The following is a 24,977-nucleotide window of genomic DNA, read 5'->3' as shown; positions in this document are numbered from 1 at the left end:
TCTCCAAAAGGTTCTTGATATGTGTGCGGCCGGCAGGCTGCCGCGGGCAACCTGCCGGCCGGAGGACTGCGAGGCCCGTACTACCGGTCCAGGACGCTGAGGCCCGGGAGTTCCTTGCCTTCGAGGTATTCCAGGCTGGCACCGCCGCCCGTGGAGATGTGCCCGAACTGGTCGTCGGCGAACCCCAGGGTGCGTACTGCTGCAGCGGAATCGCCGCCGCCCACCACGGTGAAGCCGTCGGTTTCGGTGAGGGCCCGGGCAATGGCGCGCGTGCCTGCCGAGAATGCCTCGAACTCGAAGACGCCCATGGGGCCGTTCCAGAAGACAGTGCGTGCGCCCTTGATCCGGTCGGCAAAGGCGGCAGCGGTATCGGGTCCGATGTCCAGGCCGATGCCCTGGGCACCGAAGCTGCTGCCTTCAATGGCGTCGGCGGCGACCGTTTCGTGCGCGGCATCGGCGGCAAACTTCTCCGCCACGACGACGTCCGTGGGAACCACGAATTCGGTTCCTGCGTCCGCGGCCCGCTTCAGGTAGTCCTGGACCACCGGGATCTGGTCCTGCTCGAGCAGGCTCGAGGCGACCTTGTGGCCCTGCGCTGCCAGGAACGTGAACAGCATGCCGCCGCCCACCAGGATGGTGTCAGCCTTGCCAATCAAATTGGCGATGACCGCGAGCTTGTCCGAGACCTTGGAACCGCCGAGCACCACCACGTAAGGGCGCTGGGTGTCGGTGGTGAGCTTCCGGAGGACTTCCACCTCTGTGTGCACCAGGTCGCCCTGGTAGGACGGCAGCCGCGTGGCGACGTCGTAGACACTTGCGTGCTTGCGGTGGACGGCGCCGAAGGCATCGTCCACGTAAGCGCCGTTGCTGCCGGTCAGGGCCACCAGTTCATCGGCGAAGGCGCCGCGTTCGGCGTCGTCCTTGCTGGTTTCGCGGGCGTCGAAGCGGACGTTCTCGAGGACCAGGGCTTCGCCGTCCTGCAGGGATGCCGCGGCAGACTTGGCGGCATCACCGACGGTGTCGGCCGCAAGGGTCACCTTGAAGCCGGCCAGTTCGGCGAGCCGGTCCACTGCAGGCCGCAGGGAGTACTTGTCCTCCGGAGCGCCCTTGGGGCGTCCAAGGTGGGCTGTTACCAGCACGCGGGCACCGGCGTCCGTGAGCTTTGCCAGCACTGGAAGTGAGGCCTTGATGCGGCCGTCGTCAGTGACTGTAGAGCCGTCGAGCGGCACATTCAGGTCACTTCGAACCAGAATGTACCGCCCGCGGACACCTTCAGCGATCAGTTCGTTGAGGGTGTGAGATGTCATGCGTCTAACCCTAGCCCAGCTTGGATGCCACGAGCTCCGTGAGGTCGACGAGGCGGTTGGAGTAGCCCCACTCGTTGTCATACCAGGAAACAACCTTGACCTGGTTGCCAATCACCTTGGTCAGGCCGGAGTCGAAGATCGAGGAAGCGGGGTCGCCCACGATGTCGGAGGAGACGATGGGCTCGTCCGTGTAGGTCAGGAAGCCCTGGAGCTCTTCGGACTCCGCAGCGCGCTTGAGGGCTGCGTTGACTTCCTCAACGGTGGTCTCGCGGGACACGGTGACGGTGAGGTCGGTGGCGGAGCCGGTGGGCACGGGGACGCGGATGGCGTAGCCGTCCAGCTTGCCCTTGAGCTCCGGCAGCACAAGGCCGATGGCCTTGGCGGCACCGGTGGAGGTGGGAACCATGTTGATGGCCGCAGCGCGGGCCCGGCGCAGGTCCTTGTGGGGGCCGTCCTGGAGGTTCTGGTCGGCGGTGTAGGCATGCACGGTGGTCATGAGGCCACGCTCGATGCCGAATTCGTCGTTGACCACCTTGGCCAGCGGGCCGAGGCAGTTGGTGGTGCAGGAGGCGTTGGAAATGATGTTGTGCTTGGCGTTGTCGTAGAGGTTGTGGTTGACACCCATCACGATGGTGATGTCCTCGTCCGAGGCCGGAGCGGAGATCAGGACCTTCTTGGCGCCGGCGGCGATGTGCTTCTGCGCGTCTGCAGCCTTGGTGAAGAAACCGGTGGATTCAATAACGATGTCCACGCCCAGTTCGCCCCAGGGGAGGTTGGCGGGATCGCGCTCGGCCAGGACCTTGACCACGTTGCCGTTGACGACGATGTTGCCATCCTTGACCTCGATGGTTTCCTTCAGGCGGCCGCCGACCGAGTCGTACTTGAACAGGTGCGCCAGGGCTTCGGGGCTGGTGAGGTCGTTGACTGCAACGATCTCCAGGTCCGCGCCTTGGGCAAGCGCTGCGCGGAAGTAGTTGCGGCCAATACGGCCAAAGCCGTTGATACCAATACGGGTCGTCACTTTTACAGTCTCCTTGGTGCTTTGAGAAGCACTACTAGTTGAGCGGGCGTTGAAGCCAACTAACAGATCCCGCACGCCATTGGGCAGAGATGATTTACACGGAGGGCGACCAGCCTCATTGCTGAAGGCTAACCGCCTTCCGTGACCTATCTTACGTTTAACTGGGTCCGCCCCCGCAAGTGCGGGGGCGGACGGTCCACATCCCGGCCGGTTTAAGTCAGAATGTGAAGTTTGTTACATCGATGTATAGCGCCCGTCACTATGGGAGGGTGATGAGTCCCGTTGCGTTGGCGCGTGCTGCCTCGAAGCGCTGGGCAACATCTGCCCAGTTCACGATGTTCCAGAACGCCTTGACGTAGTCGGCCTTTACATTGACGTAGTCCAGGTAGAAGGCGTGCTCCCACATGTCCAGCATCAGCAGCGGGATGGTTCCCAGGGCGGTGTTGCCCTGCTGGTCGTAGAGCTGCTCGATGACCAGGTTTCCGCCGATGGGCTCGTAGGCCAGGAAGCCCCAGCCCGATCCCTGCAGGCCAAGGGCTGCGGCGGAGAACTGGGCGCGGAAGGCGTCGAAGGAGCCGAACGCGTCATCGATTGCGGCAGCCAGCTCACCTTCGGGCTTGTCGCCGCCGTCCGGGGACAGGTTCTTCCAGAACACTGAGTGGTTGATGTGTCCGCCGGTGTGGAACGCCAAGTCCTTGGAGAGCCGGTTGATGTTGGCGAAGTCGCCCTTTTCACGTGCCTCGGCCAGCTGGGCCAGGGCGTTGTTGGCGCCTGCCACGTAGGTGGCGTGGTGCTTGCTGTGGTGCAGCTCCATGATCCGCGCGGAGATGTGCGGTTCAAGGGCGGCGTAGTCGTAGCTGAGTTCCGGCAATACGTACTCGGTCACAAAATCCTCCAATATCGTGGACCCCAAGGTCCGGTTTGGTAACGCTCGGATTGTGCATCCGGGCAGCTGGTGCCCGGAATTCTTTTTGATTCTATGGGGCGCCTACTCGTCCAGCATTTCAGGCGTCACATTGGCATCCGTTCCGGGAACGCCCAGGTCAAGCGCCCGCTTGTCCGCCATGGCCAGCAGGCGGCGGATCCGTCCGGCGATGGCGTCCTTGGTCATGACGGGGTCGGCCAGCCGGCCCAGCTCGTCAAGGCTTGCCTGCTTGTGCGCCACCCGCAGTTCGCCGGCGTACTTCAGGTGGTCCGGAACGTCGTCGCCCAGGATCTCCAGCGCCCGCTCCACGCGTGCGCCGGCGGCCACGGCGGCCTGGGCGGAGCGCCGCAGGTTGGCGTCATCGAAGTTGGCCAGCCGGTTGGCGGTGGCCCTGACTTCCTTGCGCATGCGGCGTTCCTCCCACACCATCAGCGCATCGTGGGCTCCCATGCGCGTCAGGAGCGCGGCGATGGTGTCCCCGTCGCGGATGACCACGCGGTCCACTCCCCTGACCTCCCGCGCTTTGGCCTGGATGTCCAGCCGGCGGGCGGCGCCCACCAGGGCAAGGGCGGATTCCGGCCCAGGGCAGGTGACCTCCAGCGACGACGAGCGGCCCGGTTCCGTCAGCGAACCGTGGGCCAGGAACGCGCCGCGCCATACGGCCTCGGCGTCAGCCGCTGAACCATTGACGACGGCGGATGGCAGCCCGCGCACGGGCCTGCCGCGCCCGTCCAGGAGGCCGGTCTGGCGGGCCAGTGCCTCGCCGTCACGGACGACGCGCACCACATAGCGGCTGGCGCGCCGCAGTCCACCGGCGGAGACCACGATGATTTCGCTCTGGTGGCCGTAGACCTCGGCGATGGCGGCACGGAGCCTGCGGGCAGTGGACGCCAGGTCCACTTCCGCTTCGATGACGATCCTGCCGGAGATGATGTGCAGTCCCCCGGCGAACCGGAGCATTGCGGAGACTTCAGCCTTGCGCACTGATGACTTCTTGATGTCCAGACGGGACAGTTCTTCCTTGACTGATGCTGTCAGTGCCATGGCACCTTCCTAACTGTTCCCGAAAATGTCCTGGTACGCCGTGGCCAGCCTGAGCGGCTCGTGGACGGGGCGGCGTCCCGACGCCCCTACTTTACCCAAGACAACTTCCGCCCCGAGCATGCCGGCAGCCTTCTCGAACTCCTGCCGGTCCGGCACCGACGCGGGATCGGCCAGGACCACGTCCACGCTGAACTCCGGAGCGTAGCGCCGAAGGACGTGCAGATGGTCCGCCGCCGTCATGCCAGTGGTTTCCTTGGTATCCATGGCGAGGTTCATGGTCAGGCAGCGCTTGGCCGGGGTACTGCACAGCGCCTGCCGCATCTCCGGCAGGAGCAGGTGCGGCAGGACCGATGTGTACCAGGAGCCCGGGCCCAGGACCACCCAGTCCGCCAGTTCGATGGCTGTCAGGGCGTCCGTGCAGGCCGGGGCTGCCTTGGGCAGGAGCCGGACTTCCTCCAGCGAGCCGGCCACAGCGCAGCGCGCCTGGCCGTGGATGGTCTGCAGGCTGATGGCACCATCCGGGGCGGTCACGCGCACGTCGCCTTCGATGGTGAGCGGGACGGTGGACATGGGCAGGACCTGCCCCCGGGCGCCGAGCAAGGCCCCGGCCCACTTGAGCCCTGCGACGGCGTCGCCCAGCAGTTCCCACAGCGTCACGATCAGCAGGTTGCCCATGGCATGCTCGTCCAGGGAGCCCCCCGGGCCTTTCCCGGCGCGGAAGCGGTGCTGCATGACATCGCGCCAGGTCCGTCCCCAGTCGGTGTCGTCGCAGAGCGCGGACAGTGCCATCCGGAGGTCCCCCGGCGGAAGGACGCCGTACTCCTCGCGCAGACGCCCGGACGAGCCGCCGTCGTCCGCTACCGTGACCACCGCGGTGAGTTCGGAGGTGAGCAGCCTCAGCGCCGACAGCGAGGCTGCCAGGCCGTGGCCGCCGCCCAAGGCCACCACGTTGGGACCCTTGTCCTGCTGTCCCGAGCCCTTACCAGCGGCCGGCGGCACCAGGGGCAGGGCTCCGGTGAACAGGGCCATTACTCGCGGCCCAGATCCCGGTGCGCGGTGGTCACCGTGACCCGCGGGTACTGTGCGAGTTTCTTGGAGAGCTCCACGGCCACGGCCACCGAGCGGTGCTTGCCGCCGGTGCAGCCGACCGCGATGGTGGCGTAGTGCTTGTTTTCCCTGCGGTACCCCTCCAGGACGGGCTCCAGGGCCAGGACGTAGCGGTCCACGAAGTTCTTGACGCCTTCGGCTTCCAGCACATAGTCGCTGACGTCCTTGTCCAAGCCGGTCTGCGGACGGAGCTGGGGCACCCAGTGCGGGTTGGGGATGAACCGGACATCGGCCACGTAGTTGGCATCCACCGGCAGGCCGTACTTGAAGCCGAAACTCATCACGTTGAGCCGCAGGGCAACAGGACCGGTTTCGCTGAAGAGCTCCGTGATGGCGGTGGCCAGGCCGTGGACGTTGTAGTTGGAGGTATCCAGGACGACGTCGGAGCTGTCGCGCAGTTCCTGCAGCAGCTCACGTTCGGCGGCAATACCGTCGAGGATGCGCCCGCCGCCCTGCAGCGGGTGTGGACGGCGCCCCTGTTCAAAGCGCCGGACCAGGACGTTGTCGCTGGCGTCGAGGAACAGGACCCGGAAAGTGACCCCGCTGGCGGCGAGTGCGTGCAGGGCAGAACGGATGTCGGCAAAAAGGCCTTTGCTGCGGACGTCGATAACCACTGCCAGCCGGGGAATGGACTGCGGTGCGTGCGAGACCAGTTCCGCGAGCGTGCCCAGCATCTGCGGCGGCAGGTTCTCCACGACGTACCAGCCGTGGTCCTCCAGGGCGTCGGCGGCCGTGCTTCGGCCGGCGCCGGACATTCCGGTGACCACCAGCAGCTCCGCTTCGACCGGTTTGACGGGTTCCATCCCGTCGTGCCCGGCCCCGGATTCCGCCGTCGTGTCTGCCATGAAGCCTGCCCCGTTTCCTCGTTGTCCCCGTGGGCAGCAGCGATGGCGCTGCCCCGTCCTTTACCCTAGCTAAGATTCAATGATTTCGCCGGTGGTCATGTTGATCGCCGGCACTGTGACTGCTTCGGGCCCATCCGCAGCGAAGTGGTTCACGATGGCACTGGCGAGTGCCGGGCCTATGCCTTTTGCCTCCGCGAGCTCTTCCGCGGTGGCAGCCTTGACGCCCTTCACCGAGCCGAAGTGCGCCAGCAAGGCCTTGCGCTTGGAGGCACCCAGGCCCGGAACGGCGTCCAGCGCCGAAACGGTCATGGCCTTGCCGCGCTTCTGGCGGTGGAACGTGATGGCGAAGCGGTGCGCCTCGTCACGGATCCGCTGCAGCAGGTACAGCCCCTGGGAGGTGCGGGGCAGGATGACCGGGAAGTCGCTGTCCGGGAGCCACACTTCCTCAAGGCGCTTGGCCAGCCCCACCACGTACACATCATCGATGCCCAGGTCCTTCAGGGCGCGGGCCGCGGCGTTGACCTGGGGCTGGCCGCCGTCCACCACCACCAGGTTGGGCGGGTACGCGAATTTCGCCTTGGGCGCCGGGGTGGTGGTGTCCAGGGCGGCAGCTTCGGTTGCGGCCGCCTGGCCGGCCTCATCCTGGCCAGGCACTGCCAGGCCGTCCGCTGCCAACCCGTCCGCTGTAAGGACGGACTCATCCACTTGCGCGGACTTGTCCTGCAGGTAGTGCCGGAACCGGCGGGTGAGGACGTCATGCATGGCCGCGGTGTCATCGGACGCTGCGGGACCCGTGATGGAGAACTTCCGGTAATCGGACTTCTTGGGCAATCCGTCCTCCACCACCACCATGGAGGCCACCACGTTGGTGCCCTGCACGTGGGAGACGTCGAAGCACTCGATCCGCAGCAGCGGCACGGGCAGGTCCAGGGCTTCCTGCAGCTCCTGGAGGGCCTGGGACCGCACGGTGATATCCCCCGCACGGCGGGTCTTGTGAAGCCTCAGCGCGTGCTCGGCGTTCTCGCGCACGGTGGACATCAGCGCCGCCTTGTCCCCCCGCTGGGGCACCCGGATGTCCACCTTGGCGCCGCGGATGCCGGCCAGCCACTTCGCCAGGTCCTCCATGTTGCTGGGCGCCACGGGCACCAGGACTTCGCGGGGCAGCCGGCCGTGGGTATCGCCGTCCTCGCCGTAAACCTGCTGGAGCAGGTGCTCAACCAAGTCAGGCGTGCTGAAGTCTTCCACCTTCTCCACCACCCAGCCGCGCTGGCCCCGGATCCTGCCGCCGCGGACGTGGAACACCTGGACGGCAGCTTCGAGTTCGTCCTCGTGCAGGGCGAAGACGTCGGCGTCGGTGTCCTCGGACAGGACCACCGCGTTCCGCTCGAAGACCTTGCGCAGCGCGGTGATGTCGTCCCGGAGCCTGGCGGCGTGCTCATAGTCGAGCTTCGCCACGGCGTCGCCCATTTGCTTCTCAAGCTTGTTGATGAACCTTGTGGCCTCGCCACCCATGAAGGCGCAGAAATCGTCGGCCAGTGCCCGGTGGTCCTGTGGCGAGATCCGGCCCACGCAGGGTGCTGAGCACTTGTCGATGTATCCCAGCAGGCACGGCCGCCCGCTGGCCTCGGCGCGCTTGAAGACGCCGGCGCTGCAGCTCCGGACAGGGAAGACGCGGAGCAGGGTATCCATGGTTTCCCGGATGGCCCCGGCTGTGTAGGGGCCGAAGTAGCGGGTCCCCTTCCGCTTGTCACCGCGCATCACCTGGACCCGCGGGTACTTTTCGCCCATCGTCACGGCAAGGTAGGGATAGGTCTTGTCATCCCTGAACACCACATTGAACCGGGGCTTGAATTCCTTGATCCAGGTGTATTCCAGCTGCAGCGACTCCAGCTCGCTGCCCACCACCGTCCACTCGACGCTGCTGGCCGCATGGACCATCGCATAGGTCTTGGGCAGCAGCCCGGCCGGGTTGGCGAAATAGGAGTTCAGCCGGGACCGGAGGCTCTTGGCTTTGCCTACATAAATGACCCGGCCGTGCGAATCGCGGAACCGGTAGACGCCCGGGTTGGTGGGGATTTCACCGGTCTTGGGGCGGTAACTTGCTGGATTTGCCACCTATCAAGTCTACTGAGTCGCGCCGGGTCTCCTTGCCAGCCGGTTACTCCGCGGACTTGCTCTGGTTGTAGCTGGCAGAGCGTTCCTGGCCGCTGAGCTCGGCGATGGCGTCCATAATCCGGTCTGTGACCTCACGGCGGGCGGGCAGGGAGTGGTCCGGACCCGTCTTGTCGAAGTACAGCGGCTCCCCCACCTTCATGGTGAAGTGCTGCGGCCTGACCCCTTTTTCTCCGGCCCGCTGCAGCTTCTCGGTCCCGATCAGGCCCACGGGAATGACGGGGGCCCCGGTGGTGAGTGCCAGCCAGCCGACACCGGTACGCCCCCGGTAAAGGATGCCGTCGCGGGAGCGCGTGCCTTCCGGGTAGATGCCGATGCCCCGGCCAGCCTCCAGGATGTCCAGCAGGGTCTTGAGGGCCTGCACGCTGGCGGCCTGTTCGCCGCGCTCCACCGGGATGGAGCCCACGGATTCGAAGAACGCCTTCATGACCTTGCCCTTGACGCCGCCGGTGGTGAAGTATTCGGCCTTGGCGAAGAAAGCGACGGGCCGCGGCATCAGCGCCTGGACAATCACGCTGTCGAAAAAGGACAGATGGTTGGGGGCCACGATGAAGGGACCGTCGGAAGGGACGTTTTCGAGTCCGACGACGGTGGGCCGGCAGGTGCCGGCGATCAGGTTGCGGGTTGTCCAGCGGACGGCATCAAACATTTCCATCGTTGCTCACCCCGCTCATGGCCGCGGTGTGGACTGCCTGGAGCCGCTCGATGACCGAAACGAGTTCCTCGCCTGTATTAACGACTGCCACGGAGCCGGCTTCCTCCAGCTCACCGTCCGGAGCGAAGCCCCAGACCACCCCGATGCAGTCCAGTCCGTTGGCGATTGCACCGGAAACGTCCTGGGCGCGGTCCCCCACCATGATGGCGTGCTGCGTGTCCAGGTCCCGCAGGGCGGCGGCGATGATCTGCGTCTTACCAAGCGGAACGCCTTCCACCCTTGCTTCGTCGTCGGCGGAGCCGTGGATGCCGTGGAAGAATCCGTCGATGCCGTGGTGCGCCAGGACCTTGTGGGCAAGCCGCTGCGGCTTTTGGGTGGCAACGGCCACGGGGCGTCCATCCTCTGCGAACGATTCGAGGATTTCGCGGATGCCCGGGTACAGCCGGCTCTGGGCAATTCCCGTGGCGACGTAGTATTCGCGGTAGCGGCGGACCACCTCTTCCAGGCGGTCCGCCGGCACCTTTGCCACGTTGAGCAGTGAATCGCTCAGCTTGGGGCCGATCATGGAGTCAAGCAGGTCCTGGCCGGGAACGGGAAGCCCCAGCTCCCGGAGGGCCGACGCAATCCCCTCAGTAATTCCACCGGCCGGGTCGACAAGAGTGCCGTCCAGGTCAAAGATCACGGGCACTGTTGTTGAAGTCACCGGGTTAGTTTCTCACGACAGCAGGACTGCCTGAAACTCGCATTCCCTGCGAGGAATACTTCGCTTGTAATTCCCTCGCTCAGCCGAGTATTTCGGCGAGGAATTTCCCGGTATGGCTGGTGCTGGACTTCGCCACCTGCTCCGGCGTTCCCGCAGCCACAATCTGGCCCCCACCCGAACCGCCGTCAGGCCCCAGGTCCACCAGCCAGTCTGCACTCTTGATGACGTCCAGGTTGTGCTCGATGGTGATCACCGTGTTGCCCTTGTCCACCAGTCCCTGCAGGACCATGAGCAGCTTGCGGATGTCTTCGAAGTGCAGGCCCGTGGTGGGCTCGTCCAGGACATAGATGCTGCGCCCGTTGGAGCGCTTCTGCAGTTCCGCGGCGAGCTTGACCCGTTGCGCTTCGCCGCCGGACAGCGTGGTGGCCGGCTGGCCCAGCCGCACGTAGCCCAGTCCTACGTCCACCAGGGTGTTCAGGTGACGTGCGATGGGTGAGAACGCCGCAAAGAATTCGGCGGCCTCTTCGATGGGCATGTTGAGGACATCCGCGATGGTTTTGCCCTTGTAGTGCACCTCCAGGGTTTCCCGGTTGTAGCGGGCCCCGTGGCACACCTCGCAGGGGACGTAAACGTCAGGCAGGAAGTTCATCTCGATCTTCAGCGTGCCGTCACCCGAGCACGCCTCGCAGCGGCCGCCCTTGACGTTGAAGGAGAAACGGCCGGGCAGGTAGCCGCGCACCTTGGCTTCGGTGGTTTCCGCGAAGAGCTTGCGGATGTTGTCGAAGACGCCGGTGTACGTGGCCGGATTGGACCGGGGGGTACGCCCGATGGGGCTCTGGTCGACGTGCACTACCTTGTCCAGGTGCTCCAGGCCCTGGACCGTCTTGTGCCGCCCGGCCACCTGCTTGGCGCCGTTGAGCTTGTTCGCCAGGACTTTGTAGAGGATTTCGTTCACCAGCGTGGACTTCCCCGAGCCACTCACTCCGGTCACCGCGGTGAAGAGGCCCAGGGGGAAGGCAGCATCGACGTTCACGAGGTTGTTCTCCCGCGCGCCCACTACCTTGATCTCGCGCTTCTTGTCGTACTTGCGGCGCTTCTTGGGCACTTCGATGGCCTTGCGGCCGGACAAATAGTCACCGGTCAGGGATTCCGTGTTGGCCAGCAGTTCCTTGTAGGTGCCGGAGTGGACCACCTGGCCGCCGTGCTCGCCGGCGCCGGGCCCAATGTCCACGATCCAGTCGGCCACGTGGATGGTATCTTCGTCGTGCTCCACGACAATCAGGGTGTTACCCATGTCGCGGAGCCGGGTGAGGGTTTCGATCAGCCGGCGGTTGTCGCGCTGGTGGAGGCCGATGGAGGGTTCATCGAGGACGTAGAGGACACCCACCAGGCCGGACCCGATCTGGGTGGCCAGCCGGATGCGCTGGGCTTCGCCGCCGGACAGGGTGGCCGAGGGCCGTTCCAGGTTGAGGTACTCCAGCCCGACATCCAGGAGGAAGGTCAGCCGGGCCTGGATCTCCTTGAGGACCTGGTGGGCGATCTGGGCTTCGCGCCCGGTCAGCACCAGGTTGTTCAGGAATTCGGCACATTCCCGCATGGGGAGGGCGGCTACCTCGGCGATGGACTTGCCGTTGATGAGGACGGACAGGGAGGCGGGGTTGAGTCGGGCTCCGTTGCATGCGGGGCACGGAACCTGCCGCATGTACTCCTCGTAGCGGTCGCGCGCCCAGTCGGAATCGGTCTCGCCGTGCTTGCGGTGGACGTACTGGATGGCACCTTCGAACCCGGTGCTGTACTTGCGTTCACGGCCAAAGCGGTTGCGGTACTGCACCACCACTTTGTGGTCCTTGCCGTGCAGGACGGTCTGGCGCACGTCCTTGCCCAGCTTCTCCCACGGCGTGGTCATGGAGAAGCCCACTTCCTTGGCCAGGCCCTCCAGCAGCCGGTTCCAGTACTCGGTGGTGGCCGTTCCCATGGACCACGGCGCGATGGCGCCCTCGGACAGGGACAGTTCCGGGTTGGGAACGATGAGTTCCTCATCCACCTCAAGCCGGGTACCGATGCCGCTGCAGGCCGCGCAGGCGCCGAAGGGGTTGTTGAAGGAGAAGGAGCGGGGCTCGATCTCGTCGATGGCGAGGGGGTGCTCGTTGGGGCACGCCAGGTTTTCCGAGAACGCCCGGATCCGTTCGGGGGCGTCCGCATCAACGTCGACGAACTCCGCCAGGACACGTCCCTCGGCCAATCCCAGGGCGGTCTCGATGGAGTCGGTCAGCCGCTGGCTGATCCCTTCCTTGACCACCAGGCGGTCCACCACCACCTCAATGGTGTGCTTGAACTGCTTGCCAAGCTTGGGCGGATCGCTCAGCTGGACCAGGTCGCCGTCCACCCGTGCCCGCGAGTAGCCCTTGGCGCTGAGGTCCTTGAAGAGGTCGACGAACTCGCCCTTGCGTCCGCGGACCACGGGGGCCAGGACCTGGAACCGGGTGCCTTCGTCGAGTTCCAGGAGCTGGTCGACAATCTGCTGCGGGGTTTGCTTGGAGACCGGTTCACCGCAAACAGGGCAGTGCGGGCGGCCGACGCGTGCCCAAAGGAGGCGCATATAGTCGTAGATCTCGGTGATGGTGCCCACCGTGGAGCGCGGGTTCTTGCTGGTGGATTTCTGGTCAATGGAAACCGCCGGGGAGAGGCCTTCGATGAAATCAACATCGGGCTTGTCCACTTGGCCCAGGAACTGGCGCGCGTAGGCGGAGAGTGATTCGACGTAGCGCCGCTGGCCCTCGGCGAAGATGGTGTCGAACGCCAGGGAAGACTTGCCGGATCCGGAGAGTCCGGTGAAGACGATCATGGCGTCCCGCGGCAGGTCGAGGTCCACGTTGCGCAGGTTGTGCTCCCGCGCACCCTTCACCACGAGGCGGGAGAGGTCCGGGCGCTCCAGGGCCGCAGCGGAGGGGACGGCGAGGGAAGCGGAGGGGGCAGGGGTTTCTTCAGCTAAGGCTTTAGGCACCCCATAATGCTAATCGAAAACTTTTTCGAACACTGACCGTTCCGCCCTCAGGGAACATCGTAAGCGGCGGCCAGCAGCTTCACCGCTTCGGCGAAGCTGGCGCCCTGGGATTTTGCGACCGCGGCATATGCGGCCGCGGCGTCGGAGAGGTCTCCCAGCCGCTCATCGCGCGCACAAACCACGGTCCCGTTGCGTCCCCGGGTGGCAACGACGCCGGCCGCCTCCAGCTCCTTGTAGGCCCTGGCCACGGTGTGCGGGGCGACGTCGAGTTGTTCCGCGAGGGCCCGTACCGCGGGGAGCCTGGTGCCGGGCGCCAGTGCACCACTGTCCGCCAGATGGATGACCTGCAGCCGAAGCTGCTCGAAGAGCGCCACGCTGCTGGCCTGGTTGGGCCGCCAGGACCCCGGGAAGTCGGGAGCGGCCTTCACAGGCCGCCCTCCAGGACGCCGGCCTTGCCGTCCCGTTCTGCAAACTGGGCGTTGTACAGCCTGGCGTAATAGCTGTTCGCTGCAAGGAGGCTTCCATGCGTGCCTTGCTCGACGATGCGTCCGTGGTCCATGACGAGAATTAGATCAGCGTTACGGATGGTGGACAAACGGTGGGCGATCACGAAACTTGTCCGCCCGCGGCGCAGCCGCTGCATCGCCTGTCGGATAAGCAGCTCAGTCCTGGAGTCCACCGAACTGGTTGCTTCATCCAGGACAAGTACGGAGCGCCCGGCGAGCTGGGCCCTGGCGATCGTGAGAAGCTGCCGCTGGCCCTGGCTGAGCGGCTCCCCGCCGTTTTCCAAAACAGTGTCGTAGCCGTGCGGCAGGGACCTGATGAAGTGGTCGGCATGGGTGGCCTCTGCGGCGGCGACAATGGCGGCTTCCGGAGCGTCGGGCCGGCCGTAGGCGATGTTGTCGCGGATGGTGCCCCCGAAAAGCCAGGAATCCTGCAGCACCACGGCAAACCGGGCACGAAGGTGGTCACGGGGGATGTCCGCGATGTCCGTTCCGCCCATGGTGATCCGGCCGGATGTGGGCTCCAGGAACCGCATCAGCAGGTTCACCACAGTGCTCTTGCCCGCACCTGTATGCCCCACGATTGCCACCGACTGCCCCGGCTCCACGGTGAAGGTGAGGTTACGGACCGCGGGGACGGATCCGGGGTACCCGAACGTGACGTCCTGGAAAACGATGGGGCCCGCGGCCGGGGCGCCGGGCACGAGCCCGTCCCGTGCAGGAGGGTCCTGCTCGTGCAGGTCAGGCTCCGGCAGATCCTCATGTGCGTCCAGGAGCACGAATACCCTGCCCGCGGATGCCGCACAGGACTGCATGACGTTGAGGAGCCCCCCGATCTGGCCCACCGGCTGGGTGAACAAGCGGCTGAACTGGACGAAGGCCTGGACGCCCCCGATGGTCATGGCTCCCGCGATGACCTGCACGGCTCCCACCACCGCAACTGCTATGTAGTTGAGGTTGGACATCAGCACCATCAACGGCTGGACCACGCCCGCCGAGTACTGCGCTTTGGCAGCCGCCCGTGCCAGGCGGCCGTTGCTCCGGCTGAAGACTTGCACCGCGTGTCCCTGCCGGCCGAAAGCCTTGATGACCTCGTGCCCGCTGATGAATTCCTCCACGTGGGCGTTAAGTTCGCCAGTCTCCTTCCATTGCGTGGCGAAGTGCTCCTGCGACCGCCTGGCCACCAGGAACGTAATCCAGGTGGAAATGGGAACGGTGGCAACGGCAATGGCTGCAAGCAGCGGCGAGATCCACAGCATCATGGCCAGCGAACCGAACAGCATCAGCACCGACACGATCAGCTGGGTCAGGACCTGGTTGAGGGCCTGCGCAATGTTGTCGATGTCGTTGGTGGCCCTGCTCAGGACGTCACCCCGGGAGCCTTCGCGGAAGTAGGTGGAGGGAAGGCGGTGGAGTTTGTCCTCGACCGAGGCACGCAGGCCGTACATGAGCCCTTGCACGGCGTGGGCTGTCAGTGCGCCCTGCACCCAGTTGAACAGGGAGGCGAAAACGTACATCATGGCCACGGCCGCCAGCAGGATTCCCAGGCCCTGGTCCAGGGAGCCTTCGAAGATGCCCTCCACCACCATGTCGGTGGCATCACCCAGGTACTTTGGGGCGGCAACGTTGAGGCCCGCGAACGCGCAGGTAGCCGCGACGGCTCCCAGCATCCGCAGCCGGAAGGGGCGCAGGAGGCCAAGGAGCCTGCCGGCAGTCGGCCAGAACCCCTGCCCCGCTTCCCCGGCTTCCTCCCCGCCCGTCACAGCATGCCATCCAACGCGAGCTGCGACTCGGCAATTTCCCGGTAGGTGGCTGAGGTTTCCAGCAGCTCCTGGTGCGTCCCCTGCGCAACGAGCCCGCCGTCGTCGAGCACCAAAATGAGGTCCGCGTCCTCCACGGCGGAAATGCGCTCGGCAACCAGGATGGTCGTTGCCGCGGCGAGCTGCTGGTCCAGGGCCTGCCGCAGCCGGGTGTCCGTGTCGTAGTCCAGGGCCGAAAAGCTGTCATCGAAGAGGTAAAGGGGCGCTTTGCGCAACAGGGCCCTGGCAATGCACAGCCTTTGCCGCTGCCCGCCCGACAGGCTGGCGCCGCCCTGGCCGACAGGGGTGGCGAGCCCCAGCGGGAGGTCACGCATGAAGCGCATGGTCTGTGCCGCCTCCAAAGTGGCCCAAAGTTCCTCGTCTGTGGCGTCGGGGGCGCCCATCCTCAGGTTGTCGGCGATGGTGCCGGTGAACAGGTGGGAATGCTGGGGCACGATGGCCATGGCGGCCCGGAGCTGGTCCAGGGGCAGGTTCCGGATGTCGTGGCCGGCCAGCGTAATCCGGCCTTCCGTGGGGTCAAGGAAACGCGGAACCAGGTTGAGCAGGGTGGTCTTGCCGCTGCCGGTGGAGCCGACGATCGCGGTGGTGCTACCGGGAGCAGCGGTAAAACTGATGCCGGCCAGCACGGGGGCTTCTGCACCCGGATAGGAAAAGCCCACGTCCTGGAACGTCAGCACCGCCGGCTGGGCCGGATCAAAACGGGAGTGGTCCAGCCGCGCGTGCGGCTGCGCTTCGCTGCTGACGGACGGCTCGGTGTCGAGGACCGCCTGGATCCGTTCAGCGCAGACGGCGGCGCGGGGCGCCGTCATGAGGACGTACATGGACATCATGATGGCGAGCAGGATCTGCATGATGTAGGCGATGAACGCAGTAAGCGCGCCGAGATTCATCAGTCCTGCCTGGATGCGGTGGCCGCCGAACCAGACGACCGCGACGGAACTGATGTTGACCACCAGCATGATCATCGGCAGCATCCCGGCCACCAGGAGCGCCGACTGCAGGTTGTTGGCCGTCAGGCCCGCATTGGTCTCCGCGAACCGACGCACTTCGTGGCCCTGCCGGACAAAGGCACGGATGACATCCACACCAATGATCTGCTCGCGGAGGATGCCACCGGACCGGTCCAGCAGGTCCTGGCCTTCCCGGTAGAGCGGAATCAACCGGCGGACGATCAGGTACATGATCAGCAGGAGCAGGGGCACGATGCCGATCACCACCACTGACAGCGCCACGTCCTGCTGCACAGCAAGCACGATCCCACCGATGCCCATGGCCGGGCCGGCAAAGAGCATGGTGAAGACCAGCACGGCAAAGGCCTGGACCTGCTGGACATCGTTGGTTGCACGGGTGGTCAGGCTTTGGGTTCCAAACAGGGCCACATCCTGCGTGGACAGCGACTGGATCCTGGTGAAAACCTCCGCCCGCAGGCGGTGCCCGATCCTCATGGCCACCACCGCTCCCAGGTAACCCGCGGCGATGGCGGAGGCGGCCTGCACCACCGCGATCACGGCCATGAGCATCCCGAGCCGCGAGATCACCTCCGGGTTCCCGGCGACGATGCCGTCATCGATGATGGCCGCGTTGACCGTGGGCAGCAGCAGGTTCGCCGCCGCCTGGACCAACTGGAGGAGGACGATCGCTCCGACGTGCGCGTATTGGCCCGCAAGCTGCCGCTTCATGAGTCCGACCAGCAAAATACCCCCTGTATGTGCGTTCGGCCGAAAAGGGGGCCAGCGGCTTGACCCCTAAACCACAGACGCCATTGTAAGCCACATCACTTTTCATTTCTGTCACGGCATGTGACGGGGGTGAAAACTATCCGTCGACATCCTTGCGGCCCACTGCGAAGATCCGGCGGAACGGGAAGACGGTGCCGTGGACGCCCTGGGGGTAGGCGTCCCGCAGGGCGGCGGCATACTCGGATTCGAAGCGCTTGGCGTCATCTTCGTGAAGGGCGGCCATGACCGGCCGGAGCGCCGTGCCCCTGACCCACTCCAGCACCGGGTCCTGGCCGTGGAGCACCTGCTGGTAGCTGGTTTCCCACGCGTCAGCCGCGAAACCGGCGTCGAGCAGGACGCCCAGGTAGTCTTCGGGCTCCCCCACCGTTTCCCCGCCCCGCAGCACCCCGTCCAGCTTGGACGCCCAGTTGTCCGAGGCTGCGAGTTCCCGCATCAGGGCGTGCGAAGGGGCGTTGAAGTTCCCGGGCACCTGCATGGCAAACCAGGCGCCGGGCCGGAGGGCGTCGAGCCACTTCCGCATCAGGTCCTGGTGCCCCGGGACCCACTGCAAGGCGGCATTGCTCACCACGACGTCCGTCGCGGGGGCCGGCATCCAGTCCACAATGTCCGCCTGCTCAAATGTCAGGGCAGGAATCTTCGCCGCCAGCGGGGCGGCCTTTGCCAGCATCTCCGCGGAAGAGTCCAGGCCCACCACCTTGGCGCCCGGCCAGCGCTCGACCAGTGTTGCCGTAAGGTTCCCGGGCCCGCAGCCAAGGTCCACCACCTGCGCGGGCCCCTCCGCGTGGATCCTTGCCGTGAGGTCGAAGAACGGCCTGTTCCGGTAGTCGTCAAACTCGACGTACTTTGCGGGGTCCCATTTCATGAATATCTCCAGGTTCTGACGCACACGGGCAAGCCGTAGCCTAACCCGGCAGGTACGCCTGGTCCCTCCGCAACGTGGCACTAAGGTTGAACTCAATGAAACTCGTTGACCAGCTGACCGATCTGTCCACTCCCAACCCGGCCGCCGCCGTCGATCCCGACACCCTTTACACGCGGTTTGTGGAGTGGACGGAAAGCCGGGGCCTGTCGCTGTACCCGGCGCAGGATGAGGCCATCATGGAGCTGGCAACTGGCGCCAACGTCATCCTGGCGACGCCCACAGGCTCGGGTAAATCGCTGGTGGCCATCGCCGCGCACTTCCAAGCCATGGCCCAGGGCCGGCGCAGCTACTACACCGCCCCCATCAAAGCCCTGGTGTCCGAGAAATTCTTCGCACTTTGCGATATTTTCGGCGCCGATAACGTGGGCATGATCACCGGTGACTCCGGGGTGAACCAGGACGCGCCCATCATCTGCTGCACGGCGGAAATCCTGGCCAACATCGCGCTGCGGGAGGGCCCGGCGGCGGAGCTCGGTGCCGTGATCATGGATGAGTTCCACTTCTACTCCGATCCGCAGCGCGGCTGGGCCTGGCAGGTCCCCCTCCTTGAGCTTCCGCAGGCCCAGTTCCTGCTGATGTCCGCCACACTTGGCGACGTCACCAGGTTCGAGGAGGGACTGACCGCGCTGACCGGCCGCGCCACCACCACGGTGAGCTCGGCGGAGCGTCCCATTCCGCTGCATTACTACTACCACCAGACTCCCGTCCACGAGACCCTGGAGGAACTGCTGTCCACCCGGCAGGTGCCTGTCTACGTGGTGCACTTCAGCCAGCTCGAAGCGATTGACCGCGCCCAGAACCTGATGAGCATCAACGTGTGCACCCGGGAGGAAAAGGACAAGATCGCGGAGCTGATCGCCAACTTCCGGTTCGCCGCAGGGTTTGGGAAGACGCTGAACAGGCTGGTGCGCCACGGAATCGGCGTGCACCATGCCGGCATGCTGCCAAAGTACCGCCGGCTGGTGGAGCAGCTTGCCCAGGCGGGGCTGCTGAAGGTTATTTGCGGCACGGACACGCTGGGCGTGGGCATCAACGTGCCCATCCGGACGGTGCTGCTCACGGCCCTGAGCAAGTACGACGGCGTCCGCACCCGGCTGCTTAATTCGCGTGAGTTCCACCAGATTGCGGGCCGGGCAGGCCGGGCGGGTTATGACACCGCCGGGACGGTGGTGGTGCAGGCTCCCGAGCACGTGATCGAGAACGTGAAGGCGATGGCCAAGGCCACGGCCAAGTTCGGAGACGACCAAAAGAAGCTGCGCCAGGTGGTGAAAAAGAAACCGCCCGAGGGGTTCGTCTCCTGGGGCGAGCCGACGTTCAAGCGGCTCGTGGAGTCTGTGCCGGATCCGTTGACGTCGAGTTTCACGGTGACGCACGCCATGCTGATGAACCTGATGGAAAGGCCCGGGGATCCGTTCGCGGCGGCCAGGCGGCTGTTGACCGAGAACCATGAGCCACGCCCCTCGCAGCTGCGGCTGATGAAGAAGGCGCTGGGGATCTACCGGGAACTGCTGGCCGCCGAGGTGATCGAGCGGATTCCGCCGGAGGAACAGGGCCCCGATGGCCGCACTGTCCGGCTGACCGTGCACCTGCAGCCAAACTTCGCCCTGAACCAGCCGCTCTCCCCCTTCGCGCTTGCTGCGCTGGACCTCCTTGACCCGGAGTCGCCGTCGTACGCCCTGGATGTGGTGTCCGTGATCGAGGCGACCCTGGAGAAGCCCCGCCAGATTCTCTCCGCGCAGCAGAAGAAGGCCCGCGGCGAAGCGGTGGCCGCCATGAAGGCCGACGGTATCGACTACGACCAGCGGATGGCCATGCTGGATGAGGTGACCTATCCCCAGCCGCTTGCGGAGATCCTGGGTGAAGCGTTCGAGGTGTACCGGAAGGCCGCGCCGTGGGTGGGAGACTTTGAGCTCGCGCCCAAGTCGATAGTCCGCGACATGTACGAACGGGCCATGAACTTCGGCGAATTCGTCCAGTTCTACGGCCTGGCCCGGTCCGAAGGGATTGTGCTGCGGTACCTCGCCGACGCCTTCAAGGCGCTGCGCCAGACCGTCCCGCAGGACATGCTTCGGGAGGACCTTGAAGACCTCGTCGCGTGGCTGGGCGAGCTGGTGCGGCAGGTGGACTCCAGCCTCCTGGACGAGTGGGAGGAGCTGGCTTCCGGCGCGGCCCCTACGCCGCACGACGCACCGCCGCCCCCGCCGCCGTCGCTCACGTCCAACATCCGCGCGTTCCGGGTGATGGTGCGCAACGAAATGTTCCGCCGGGTGGAGTTGTTCGCCGATGAGGATTCCGCGGCTTTGGGAGAGCTCGACAGCGGCTCCGGCTGGGGTGCCGAACGCTGGGAGGACGCACTGGACGACTACTTCGACGAACACGACGACATCGGGACGGGTCCCGATGCGCGCGGCCCCGCCCTGCTGATGATCACCGAGGAACCGGGGACCTGGAAGGTCCGCCAGATCTTCGACGATCCGGCGGGCAACCACGACTGGGGGATCTCGGCGGAGGTGGACCTGGCAGAGTCGGATGCGACCGGAACGGCCATGGTCAGGGTCACGGAGGTAAACCGCCTCTGACGCCGGCCGCCTGCGTTCCCGGGCGGTCTCAAGCGGCCTGCTGGGGCCTTGCCGGTGCCGGCGGTAAGCTCGGACCATGAGTGTAATCCGCCCCGCAACCCGGCACGACGTCCCCGCCATCCTCCGGATGATCCATGAACTGGCGCATTACGAGAAGGAACCCGACGCTGTCCGGAACACCCCGGAACTGCTGGAGCAGGCGCTCTTTGGCGACAACCCCCGCGTCTTCGCCGCCATGGCCGAAGATGATGCAGGCGACGTGCAGGGCTTCGCACTGTGGTTCCTGAACTACTCCACCTGGGAGGGCGTGCACGGGATCTACCTGGAGGACCTCTACGTCAGCCCGGAAGCCCGCGGCGACGGGCACGGCAAAGCGCTGCTGCAGCACCTTGCCGCAATCGCCGTCGAGAACGGTTACGCACGGGTGGAATGGAGCGTCCTGGACTGGAACGAACCCTCCATCAATTTCTACCGCCGCCTCGGTGCCCGCCCCATGGACGGCTGGTCCACCTTCCGGCTTACCGGCGAGGCGCTGGACCTGTTTGGCCGGGCAGCTTCCCTTCCGGCTCCCGCCCGTGGTTAACGTGCAGCGCGTCCCGGCCGCGGCGGTCCGGCACGAGGTAAGGGCAAGGCACGAATTCCGCGGCATGCGCACGGTGGAGCACTACTTCACCGTCCCGCTGGACCATTCGGAACCCTCCGGCGAGACCATCACGGTTTTCGCCCGCGAGTACGTCTCCGCCGCACACAGTGAGGAGGCGGCCAGCGGGCTGCCGTGGCTCCTGTTCCTGCAGGGCGGCCCCGGCGGACGCGGGAACAGATGGGGTTCCCTGGGCGGCTGGAGCAAAGCAGCCGCGCAGGACTTCCGGATCCTGATGCTGGACCAGCGCGGCACCGGACTCTCCTCTCCCCTCGACCGCACCACCCTGCCTGGCCGCGGCTCCGCAGCCGCGCAGGCCGCCTACCTGGAGCATTTCAGGGCAGACTCGATCGTGGCGGACGCGGAGCTGATCCGCACGGCCCTTGGCTCCGAACCCTGGACCATCTACGGCCAAAGCTACGGCGGCTTTTGTGCCCTGACGTACCTGTCCTTCGCGCCGGAGGGACTGCGCGAAGTCCTCATCACCGGCGGCCTTGCACCGCTCACCGGCAGCGCGGACGACGTGTACCGGGCCACGTACCAGCGCGTGGCGGCGCGGAACGAGGAATACTTCAGCTGGTATCCGGAGGACCGGAAGAGGGTGGAACGGATCGCCCGCCACCTGCGCTCCACAACCGAGTTGATGCCCGACGGCGTGCCGCTGACCGTGGAACGGTTCCAGATGGCGGGGGCATTCCTGGGCGGCAACACCCGGGTGGACGGCCTGCACTACCTGCTGGAGGACGCCTTCGTGGAGACCGCCGGCGGGCCAAGGCTTTCGGACACGTTCCTGGACCAGCTCCAGGGCGTCGTGTCCCGCCGTTCCAACCCGCTGTACGCCCTGATGCACGAATCCATCTATGGCCAGGGGCAGGCCACGAATTGGTCCGCCTGGCGGATGCTCGCCGAGAACCCGTGGTTCAGGCCGGACGCCGAGCCGCTGCTGCTGACTGGCGAGATGGTGTACCCGTGGTATTTCGAACAGGACCCGGCCCTCCAGCCCCTGCGCGAAGTCGCGGAACTGCTGGCTTGCAGGCAGGATTGGCAGCCGCTTTACGACCTGAGCGTGCTTGCCGCCAACACTGTTCCCGTTGCGGCGGCGGTGTACTCCGACGACATCTACGTGGACCGGGACCTCTCCCTGCGCGCTGCGGCAGCGGTGCAGGGCCTGCAGGTCTGGGAGACGGCCGATTTCCATCATGACGGGATCGCCGACGACGGCGAGAGGATCTTCGCCCGCCTGCTGGGAATGGCGCGGTCAGGCGGCCGCTGACCGGCGGTGCGACGTCCGGGTGACGACGGCGGCGGCCAGGACTGCCGCGCCAATGGTTCCGCCCAGCAGGTTCAGACCCAAGTAACCGGCGTAGCCCAGGACCAGTCCCGACAACGCGCCGCCCAAGGCTCCCGCAGCGCCCATCAGCATGTCGGAGACGCCCTGCACCGCTACCCTGGCATCCCGCCCGACACTGTCCGCCAGCAGCGTGGACCCCGAGATGGTGGCCGCCGACCACCCCACGCCCAACAGGACGAGCCCGGCAGCCACGGCGGCAGTTGAGGACTGCCCGAATCCTGCAATCGCGACTGCTGCGACCAGCACCGAGAAACCGATCATGATGGTCTCGATCCGGCCTGCCCGGTCCGTCAGCCAGCCCATCACCGGGGAGAGCGCGAACATCCCGGCAATATGCAGTGAAATGGTGAAGCCGATGATGACCAGCACATCACCTTCGGCATGCCCTGCATGCGGACCGGGACCCTCCACCAAGTGCTGAAGGTGCAGCGGCGTCATGGACATCACGCCCACCATCACGGCATGGGCGGCGACGATTCCGGTCACGGCCAGCAGCGCCGTCCGGGAACTCCGGATGGCCTGCAGTCCGCGGCCAAGGGAGCCTGCGACGGTCTGCGGCGCGGCGTGGACATCCTGCCCGGGGACACCAGGCCCGGGAGCGCCCGAGTGCGGCCCATGAACCGCCGGAGCCGGCGGTTCATGGCCCGCGGGCTGATCCTTGTTGCTGTTGGCGGCAGCGAGTTCGCGTGCCAGCAGGAGCGGGTCCGGGCGGAGGCCGGCGAACACGAGCACGGTGGCGATCAGGAGCCCGGCCACGGAGATCACGAAAGGTCCTGCGATAGGCGGCAGGCCCAGTGCCGCTCCAACGGCCGTGCCGGGCTGGATGAGATTCGGCCCGGCAACGGCACCAACGGTCACTGCCCAGACGACGGTGGACAGTGCCCGGCCGCGGTGCCCGGCGGCAGCGAGATCGACTGCGGCGAACCTGGCCTGCAGGCTCGCCGCGGTTCCCACGCCGATCCCTGCTGCTCCCAGGACCAGCACGATGAAGGACCCGGAAATAACGGCCAGCACCATGAGCACCGCACCCGCCAGCGCGGCGGAGAGGCCGGCCACCTGGCCCACGCGGCGGCCGCGCCGTTCGGCCAGTGACGCCAGCGGCAGCGCTGCGGCCGCTGCCCCGAGCGTCATCACGGTGGCAACAGACCCGGCCCACGCACTGGACCCCGAAAGTTCGACGGCCAGGATGGAGCCGATGGACACGGTTGCTCCCGTCCCGAGTCCGCCGAACACTTGGGCCGCGCTCAAAAGCACAACGGTGCGCCGCTGCACTTGGAGCACGCCCTGATCCTTCACGGGTGTGCGGGCCATGTTTCGAGCATAGACCTGTCCCGGGGAGCCCTACAGGGGTTTTGAGCCGTTGCTGCTACCAACGTTTTAAGCGGGTAGTCCCGGCCGCCTGGGCGGCCGGGACTACCCGGATTGCTTCGTGCGGCGCAGCCCTATTCGGCGTCGCTGTGGCTCTTCCGGGCGTCTTCTTCAAGCCGGGGATCAACTTCGGCAACCTTGGCCTTGGAGCTGAGCAGGCTGGCGACCACGGCAATGACGATGGTGCCCACAATGACGGCGAGCGAGACGAAGGTGGGGATCTCCGGCGCCCACTCGATGTGCTGGCCACCGTTGATGAACGGCAGCTCGTTGACGTGCATGGCGTGCAGGACCAGCTTGACGCCAATGAACGCCAGGATGACCGACAGCGCGTGCTTGAGGTAGATCAGCCGGTTCATCAGGCCGCCGAGCAGGAAGTAGAGCTGCCGCAGGCCCATCAGGGCGAAGAGGTTGGCGGTGAAGACAATGAAGGGACTCTGGGTCAGCCCGAAGATCGCCGGGATGGAGTCCACGGCGAACAGCAGGTCCGTCAGGCCGATCGTGATGAAAACGATCACCATGGGGGTGAAAACCTTCTTGCCGTTGACCACGGTCCGCAACTTGCCGCCGTCGAACTTCTCCGACATGGGGATGACCTTGCGGATTTTGGCAATCAGCGGATTCTCGCGGTCTTCTTCCTCTTCGCCTTCGTCCTGGGCCTGCTTCCAAGCCGTCCAGAGCAGGAAGGCGCCGAAGATGTAGAACACCCAGCTGAACTGGTTGATGACGACGGCGCCCAGCAGGATGAAGATGCCGCGCAGGATGAGCGCGATGATGATGCCCACCATCAGCACTTCCTGCTGGTATTTCCGCGGGACGGAGAACCTGGCCATGATGATGATGAACACGAACAGGTTGTCAATGCTGAGGCTGTACTCCGTGACCCAGCCGGCAACGAACTGGCTGCCGAATTCAGGGCCGGTGAAAGCGAACATGGCGCCGGCAAAGGCCAGGGCGAGCGTGACGTAGAAGGCCACCCACAGTCCCGCCTCCTTCATGGACGGTTCGTGCGGCCGCCGCACCACCAAGAGGAGATCGATCAGGAGAATCAGGCCGAGGACGGCAAATGAGCCAACCTCGAACCATACGGGCAAGTCGAGCACAGGGCAGCCTTTCGCAGGGTACACAAAATGGTGTAAGTCTCTCCGGCCTGCCTGCGCTCCCCGTGCTGCTGTGGCACTTGGTGCTGATGTGGTGGCCCGCTACGCCCGGCAGGGCAACTGTGCCCTGCGTGTTGACGATCGTAGCGCTTGGGATACTCCCCTACGTGCC

At 65.9% G+C, this 24,977-nt stretch carries 19 protein-coding genes; 3 read left to right on the top strand and 16 right to left on the bottom strand.

The window, feature by feature from the left end:
• Positions 1–80 precede the first annotated feature (80 nt).
• The 14 genes from LFT49_RS10020 to LFT49_RS09955 form a co-directional block, all read right to left on the bottom strand.
• A complete protein-coding gene (locus LFT49_RS10020; RefSeq protein ID WP_237430403.1) occupies positions 81–1,307 on the bottom strand; it encodes a phosphoglycerate kinase in 1,227 nt (408 codons plus the stop codon).
• 10 nt (positions 1,308–1,317) lie between these two features.
• Positions 1,318–2,328, bottom strand: coding sequence for a type I glyceraldehyde-3-phosphate dehydrogenase (gap, locus tag LFT49_RS10015; RefSeq protein ID WP_142133914.1), 1,011 nt, complete (start codon positions 2,326–2,328; stop codon positions 1,318–1,320).
• A gap of 259 nt (positions 2,329–2,587) precedes the next feature.
• Entirely contained in the window at positions 2,588–3,214 is a 627-nt protein-coding gene (locus LFT49_RS10010) for a superoxide dismutase (RefSeq protein ID WP_236802614.1), read from the bottom strand.
• Positions 3,215–3,316: 102 nt separating this feature from the next.
• Positions 3,317–4,297, bottom strand: coding sequence for a DNA-binding protein WhiA (gene whiA / locus LFT49_RS10005; protein WP_142133916.1), 981 nt, complete (start codon positions 4,295–4,297; stop codon positions 3,317–3,319).
• 9 nt (positions 4,298–4,306) lie between these two features.
• Entirely contained in the window at positions 4,307–5,326 is a 1,020-nt protein-coding gene (locus LFT49_RS10000; RefSeq protein WP_236802612.1) for a gluconeogenesis factor YvcK family protein, read from the bottom strand.
• Positions 5,326–6,249: an RNase adapter RapZ gene (gene rapZ, locus LFT49_RS09995; protein WP_142133918.1), complete on the bottom strand. Its 924-nt coding sequence runs from the start codon at positions 6,247–6,249 to the stop codon at positions 5,326–5,328. Before rapZ ends, LFT49_RS10000 begins: the two co-directional genes overlap by 1 nt.
• Positions 6,250–6,318: 69 nt before the next feature.
• A complete protein-coding gene (uvrC, locus tag LFT49_RS09990) occupies positions 6,319–8,364 on the bottom strand; it encodes an excinuclease ABC subunit UvrC (RefSeq protein ID WP_237430402.1) in 2,046 nt (681 codons plus the stop codon).
• A gap of 43 nt (positions 8,365–8,407) precedes the next feature.
• Entirely contained in the window at positions 8,408–9,076 is a 669-nt protein-coding gene (locus LFT49_RS09985; protein ID WP_236802608.1) for a lysophospholipid acyltransferase family protein, read from the bottom strand.
• Positions 9,063–9,779 (bottom strand): HAD hydrolase-like protein, encoded by a 717-nt coding sequence (locus LFT49_RS09980; RefSeq protein ID WP_236802606.1) that lies wholly within the window; start codon positions 9,777–9,779, stop codon positions 9,063–9,065. The genes LFT49_RS09985 and LFT49_RS09980 overlap by 14 nt, the downstream gene beginning before the upstream one ends.
• Positions 9,780–9,858: 79 nt before the next feature.
• Positions 9,859–12,783: an excinuclease ABC subunit UvrA gene (gene uvrA, locus LFT49_RS09975; protein ID WP_236802604.1), complete on the bottom strand. Its 2,925-nt coding sequence runs from the start codon at positions 12,781–12,783 to the stop codon at positions 9,859–9,861.
• A gap of 47 nt (positions 12,784–12,830) precedes the next feature.
• Complete coding sequence (locus LFT49_RS09970; protein WP_236802602.1) at positions 12,831–13,211, bottom strand: GntR family transcriptional regulator; 381 nt, start codon at positions 13,209–13,211, stop codon at positions 12,831–12,833.
• Positions 13,208–15,049 (bottom strand): ABC transporter ATP-binding protein, encoded by a 1,842-nt coding sequence (locus tag LFT49_RS09965; protein WP_442863733.1) that lies wholly within the window; start codon positions 15,047–15,049, stop codon positions 13,208–13,210. Before LFT49_RS09965 ends, LFT49_RS09970 begins: the two co-directional genes overlap by 4 nt.
• Positions 15,046–16,785 carry an ABC transporter ATP-binding protein gene (locus LFT49_RS09960; RefSeq protein WP_237430401.1) on the bottom strand — a complete coding sequence of 580 codons (1,740 nt, stop codon included), beginning with the start codon at positions 16,783–16,785 and terminating at the stop codon, positions 15,046–15,048. The genes LFT49_RS09965 and LFT49_RS09960 overlap by 4 nt, the downstream gene beginning before the upstream one ends.
• A gap of 136 nt (positions 16,786–16,921) precedes the next feature.
• Positions 16,922–17,707 carry a trans-aconitate 2-methyltransferase gene (locus tag LFT49_RS09955; protein ID WP_237430400.1) on the bottom strand — a complete coding sequence of 262 codons (786 nt, stop codon included), beginning with the start codon at positions 17,705–17,707 and terminating at the stop codon, positions 16,922–16,924.
• 95 nt (positions 17,708–17,802) lie between these two features.
• Here LFT49_RS09955 and LFT49_RS09950 point away from each other — a divergent pair, with 95 nt between their 5' ends.
• The 3 genes from LFT49_RS09950 (at position 17,803) to LFT49_RS09940 (ending at position 22,259) form a co-directional block, all read left to right on the top strand.
• Positions 17,803–20,346, top strand: coding sequence for a DEAD/DEAH box helicase (locus LFT49_RS09950; protein WP_237430399.1), 2,544 nt, complete (start codon positions 17,803–17,805; stop codon positions 20,344–20,346).
• 76 nt (positions 20,347–20,422) lie between these two features.
• Positions 20,423–20,929: a GNAT family N-acetyltransferase gene (locus LFT49_RS09945; RefSeq protein WP_237430398.1), complete on the top strand. Its 507-nt coding sequence runs from the start codon at positions 20,423–20,425 to the stop codon at positions 20,927–20,929.
• A 64-nt stretch (positions 20,930–20,993) separates the two neighbouring features.
• The gene (locus LFT49_RS09940) at positions 20,994–22,259 is read left to right on the top strand and encodes an alpha/beta fold hydrolase (RefSeq protein WP_237430500.1); all 1,266 of its coding nucleotides are present in this window, start codon (positions 20,994–20,996) and stop codon (positions 22,257–22,259) included.
• Here the strand turns inward: LFT49_RS09940 and LFT49_RS09935 are convergent.
• Positions 22,245–23,648, bottom strand: coding sequence for an MFS transporter (locus tag LFT49_RS09935; protein WP_237430397.1), 1,404 nt, complete (start codon positions 23,646–23,648; stop codon positions 22,245–22,247). The genes LFT49_RS09940 and LFT49_RS09935 overlap by 15 nt on opposite strands.
• Before the next feature lie 131 nt (positions 23,649–23,779).
• Positions 23,780–24,808, bottom strand: coding sequence for a TerC family protein (locus tag LFT49_RS09930; protein WP_236802590.1), 1,029 nt, complete (start codon positions 24,806–24,808; stop codon positions 23,780–23,782).
• Between the last annotated feature and the right edge of the window lie 169 nt (positions 24,809–24,977).

Source organism: Arthrobacter sp. FW306-06-A, from assembly GCF_021870055.1.
In the GTDB taxonomy this organism is placed as follows: Bacteria; Actinomycetota; Actinomycetes; order Actinomycetales; family Micrococcaceae; genus Arthrobacter.
The sequence above is the reverse complement of the archived record's forward strand: the minus strand, read 5'-3'. Positions and strand labels throughout refer to the sequence as shown.

Bases quoted from the DNA above. Each gene is read 5' to 3' on its own strand.
- LFT49_RS09940 (WP_237430500.1), top strand. From the start codon at position 20,994: ATGCGCACGGTGGAGCACTACTTCACCGTCCCGCTGGACCATTCGGAA.
- LFT49_RS09935 (WP_237430397.1), bottom strand. From the start codon at position 23,648: ATGGCCCGCACACCCGTGAAGGATCAGGGCGTGCTCCAAGTGCAGCGG.
- LFT49_RS09960 (WP_237430401.1), bottom strand. From the start codon at position 16,785: ATGAAGCGGCAGCTTGCGGGCCAATACGCGCACGTCGGAGCGATCGTC.
- LFT49_RS09950 (WP_237430399.1), top strand. From the start codon at position 17,803: ATGAAACTCGTTGACCAGCTGACCGATCTGTCCACTCCCAACCCGGCC.
- LFT49_RS10000 (WP_236802612.1), bottom strand. From the start codon at position 5,326: ATGGCCCTGTTCACCGGAGCCCTGCCCCTGGTGCCGCCGGCCGCTGGT.
- LFT49_RS09955 (WP_237430400.1), bottom strand. From the start codon at position 17,707: ATGAAATGGGACCCCGCAAAGTACGTCGAGTTTGACGACTACCGGAAC.
- whiA (WP_142133916.1), bottom strand. From the start codon at position 4,297: ATGGCACTGACAGCATCAGTCAAGGAAGAACTGTCCCGTCTGGACATC.
- LFT49_RS09985 (WP_236802608.1), bottom strand. From the start codon at position 9,076: ATGGAAATGTTTGATGCCGTCCGCTGGACAACCCGCAACCTGATCGCC.
- rapZ (WP_142133918.1), bottom strand. From the start codon at position 6,249: ATGGCAGACACGACGGCGGAATCCGGGGCCGGGCACGACGGGATGGAA.
- LFT49_RS10020 (WP_237430403.1), bottom strand. From the start codon at position 1,307: ATGACATCTCACACCCTCAACGAACTGATCGCTGAAGGTGTCCGCGGG.
- LFT49_RS09945 (WP_237430398.1), top strand. From the start codon at position 20,423: ATGAGTGTAATCCGCCCCGCAACCCGGCACGACGTCCCCGCCATCCTC.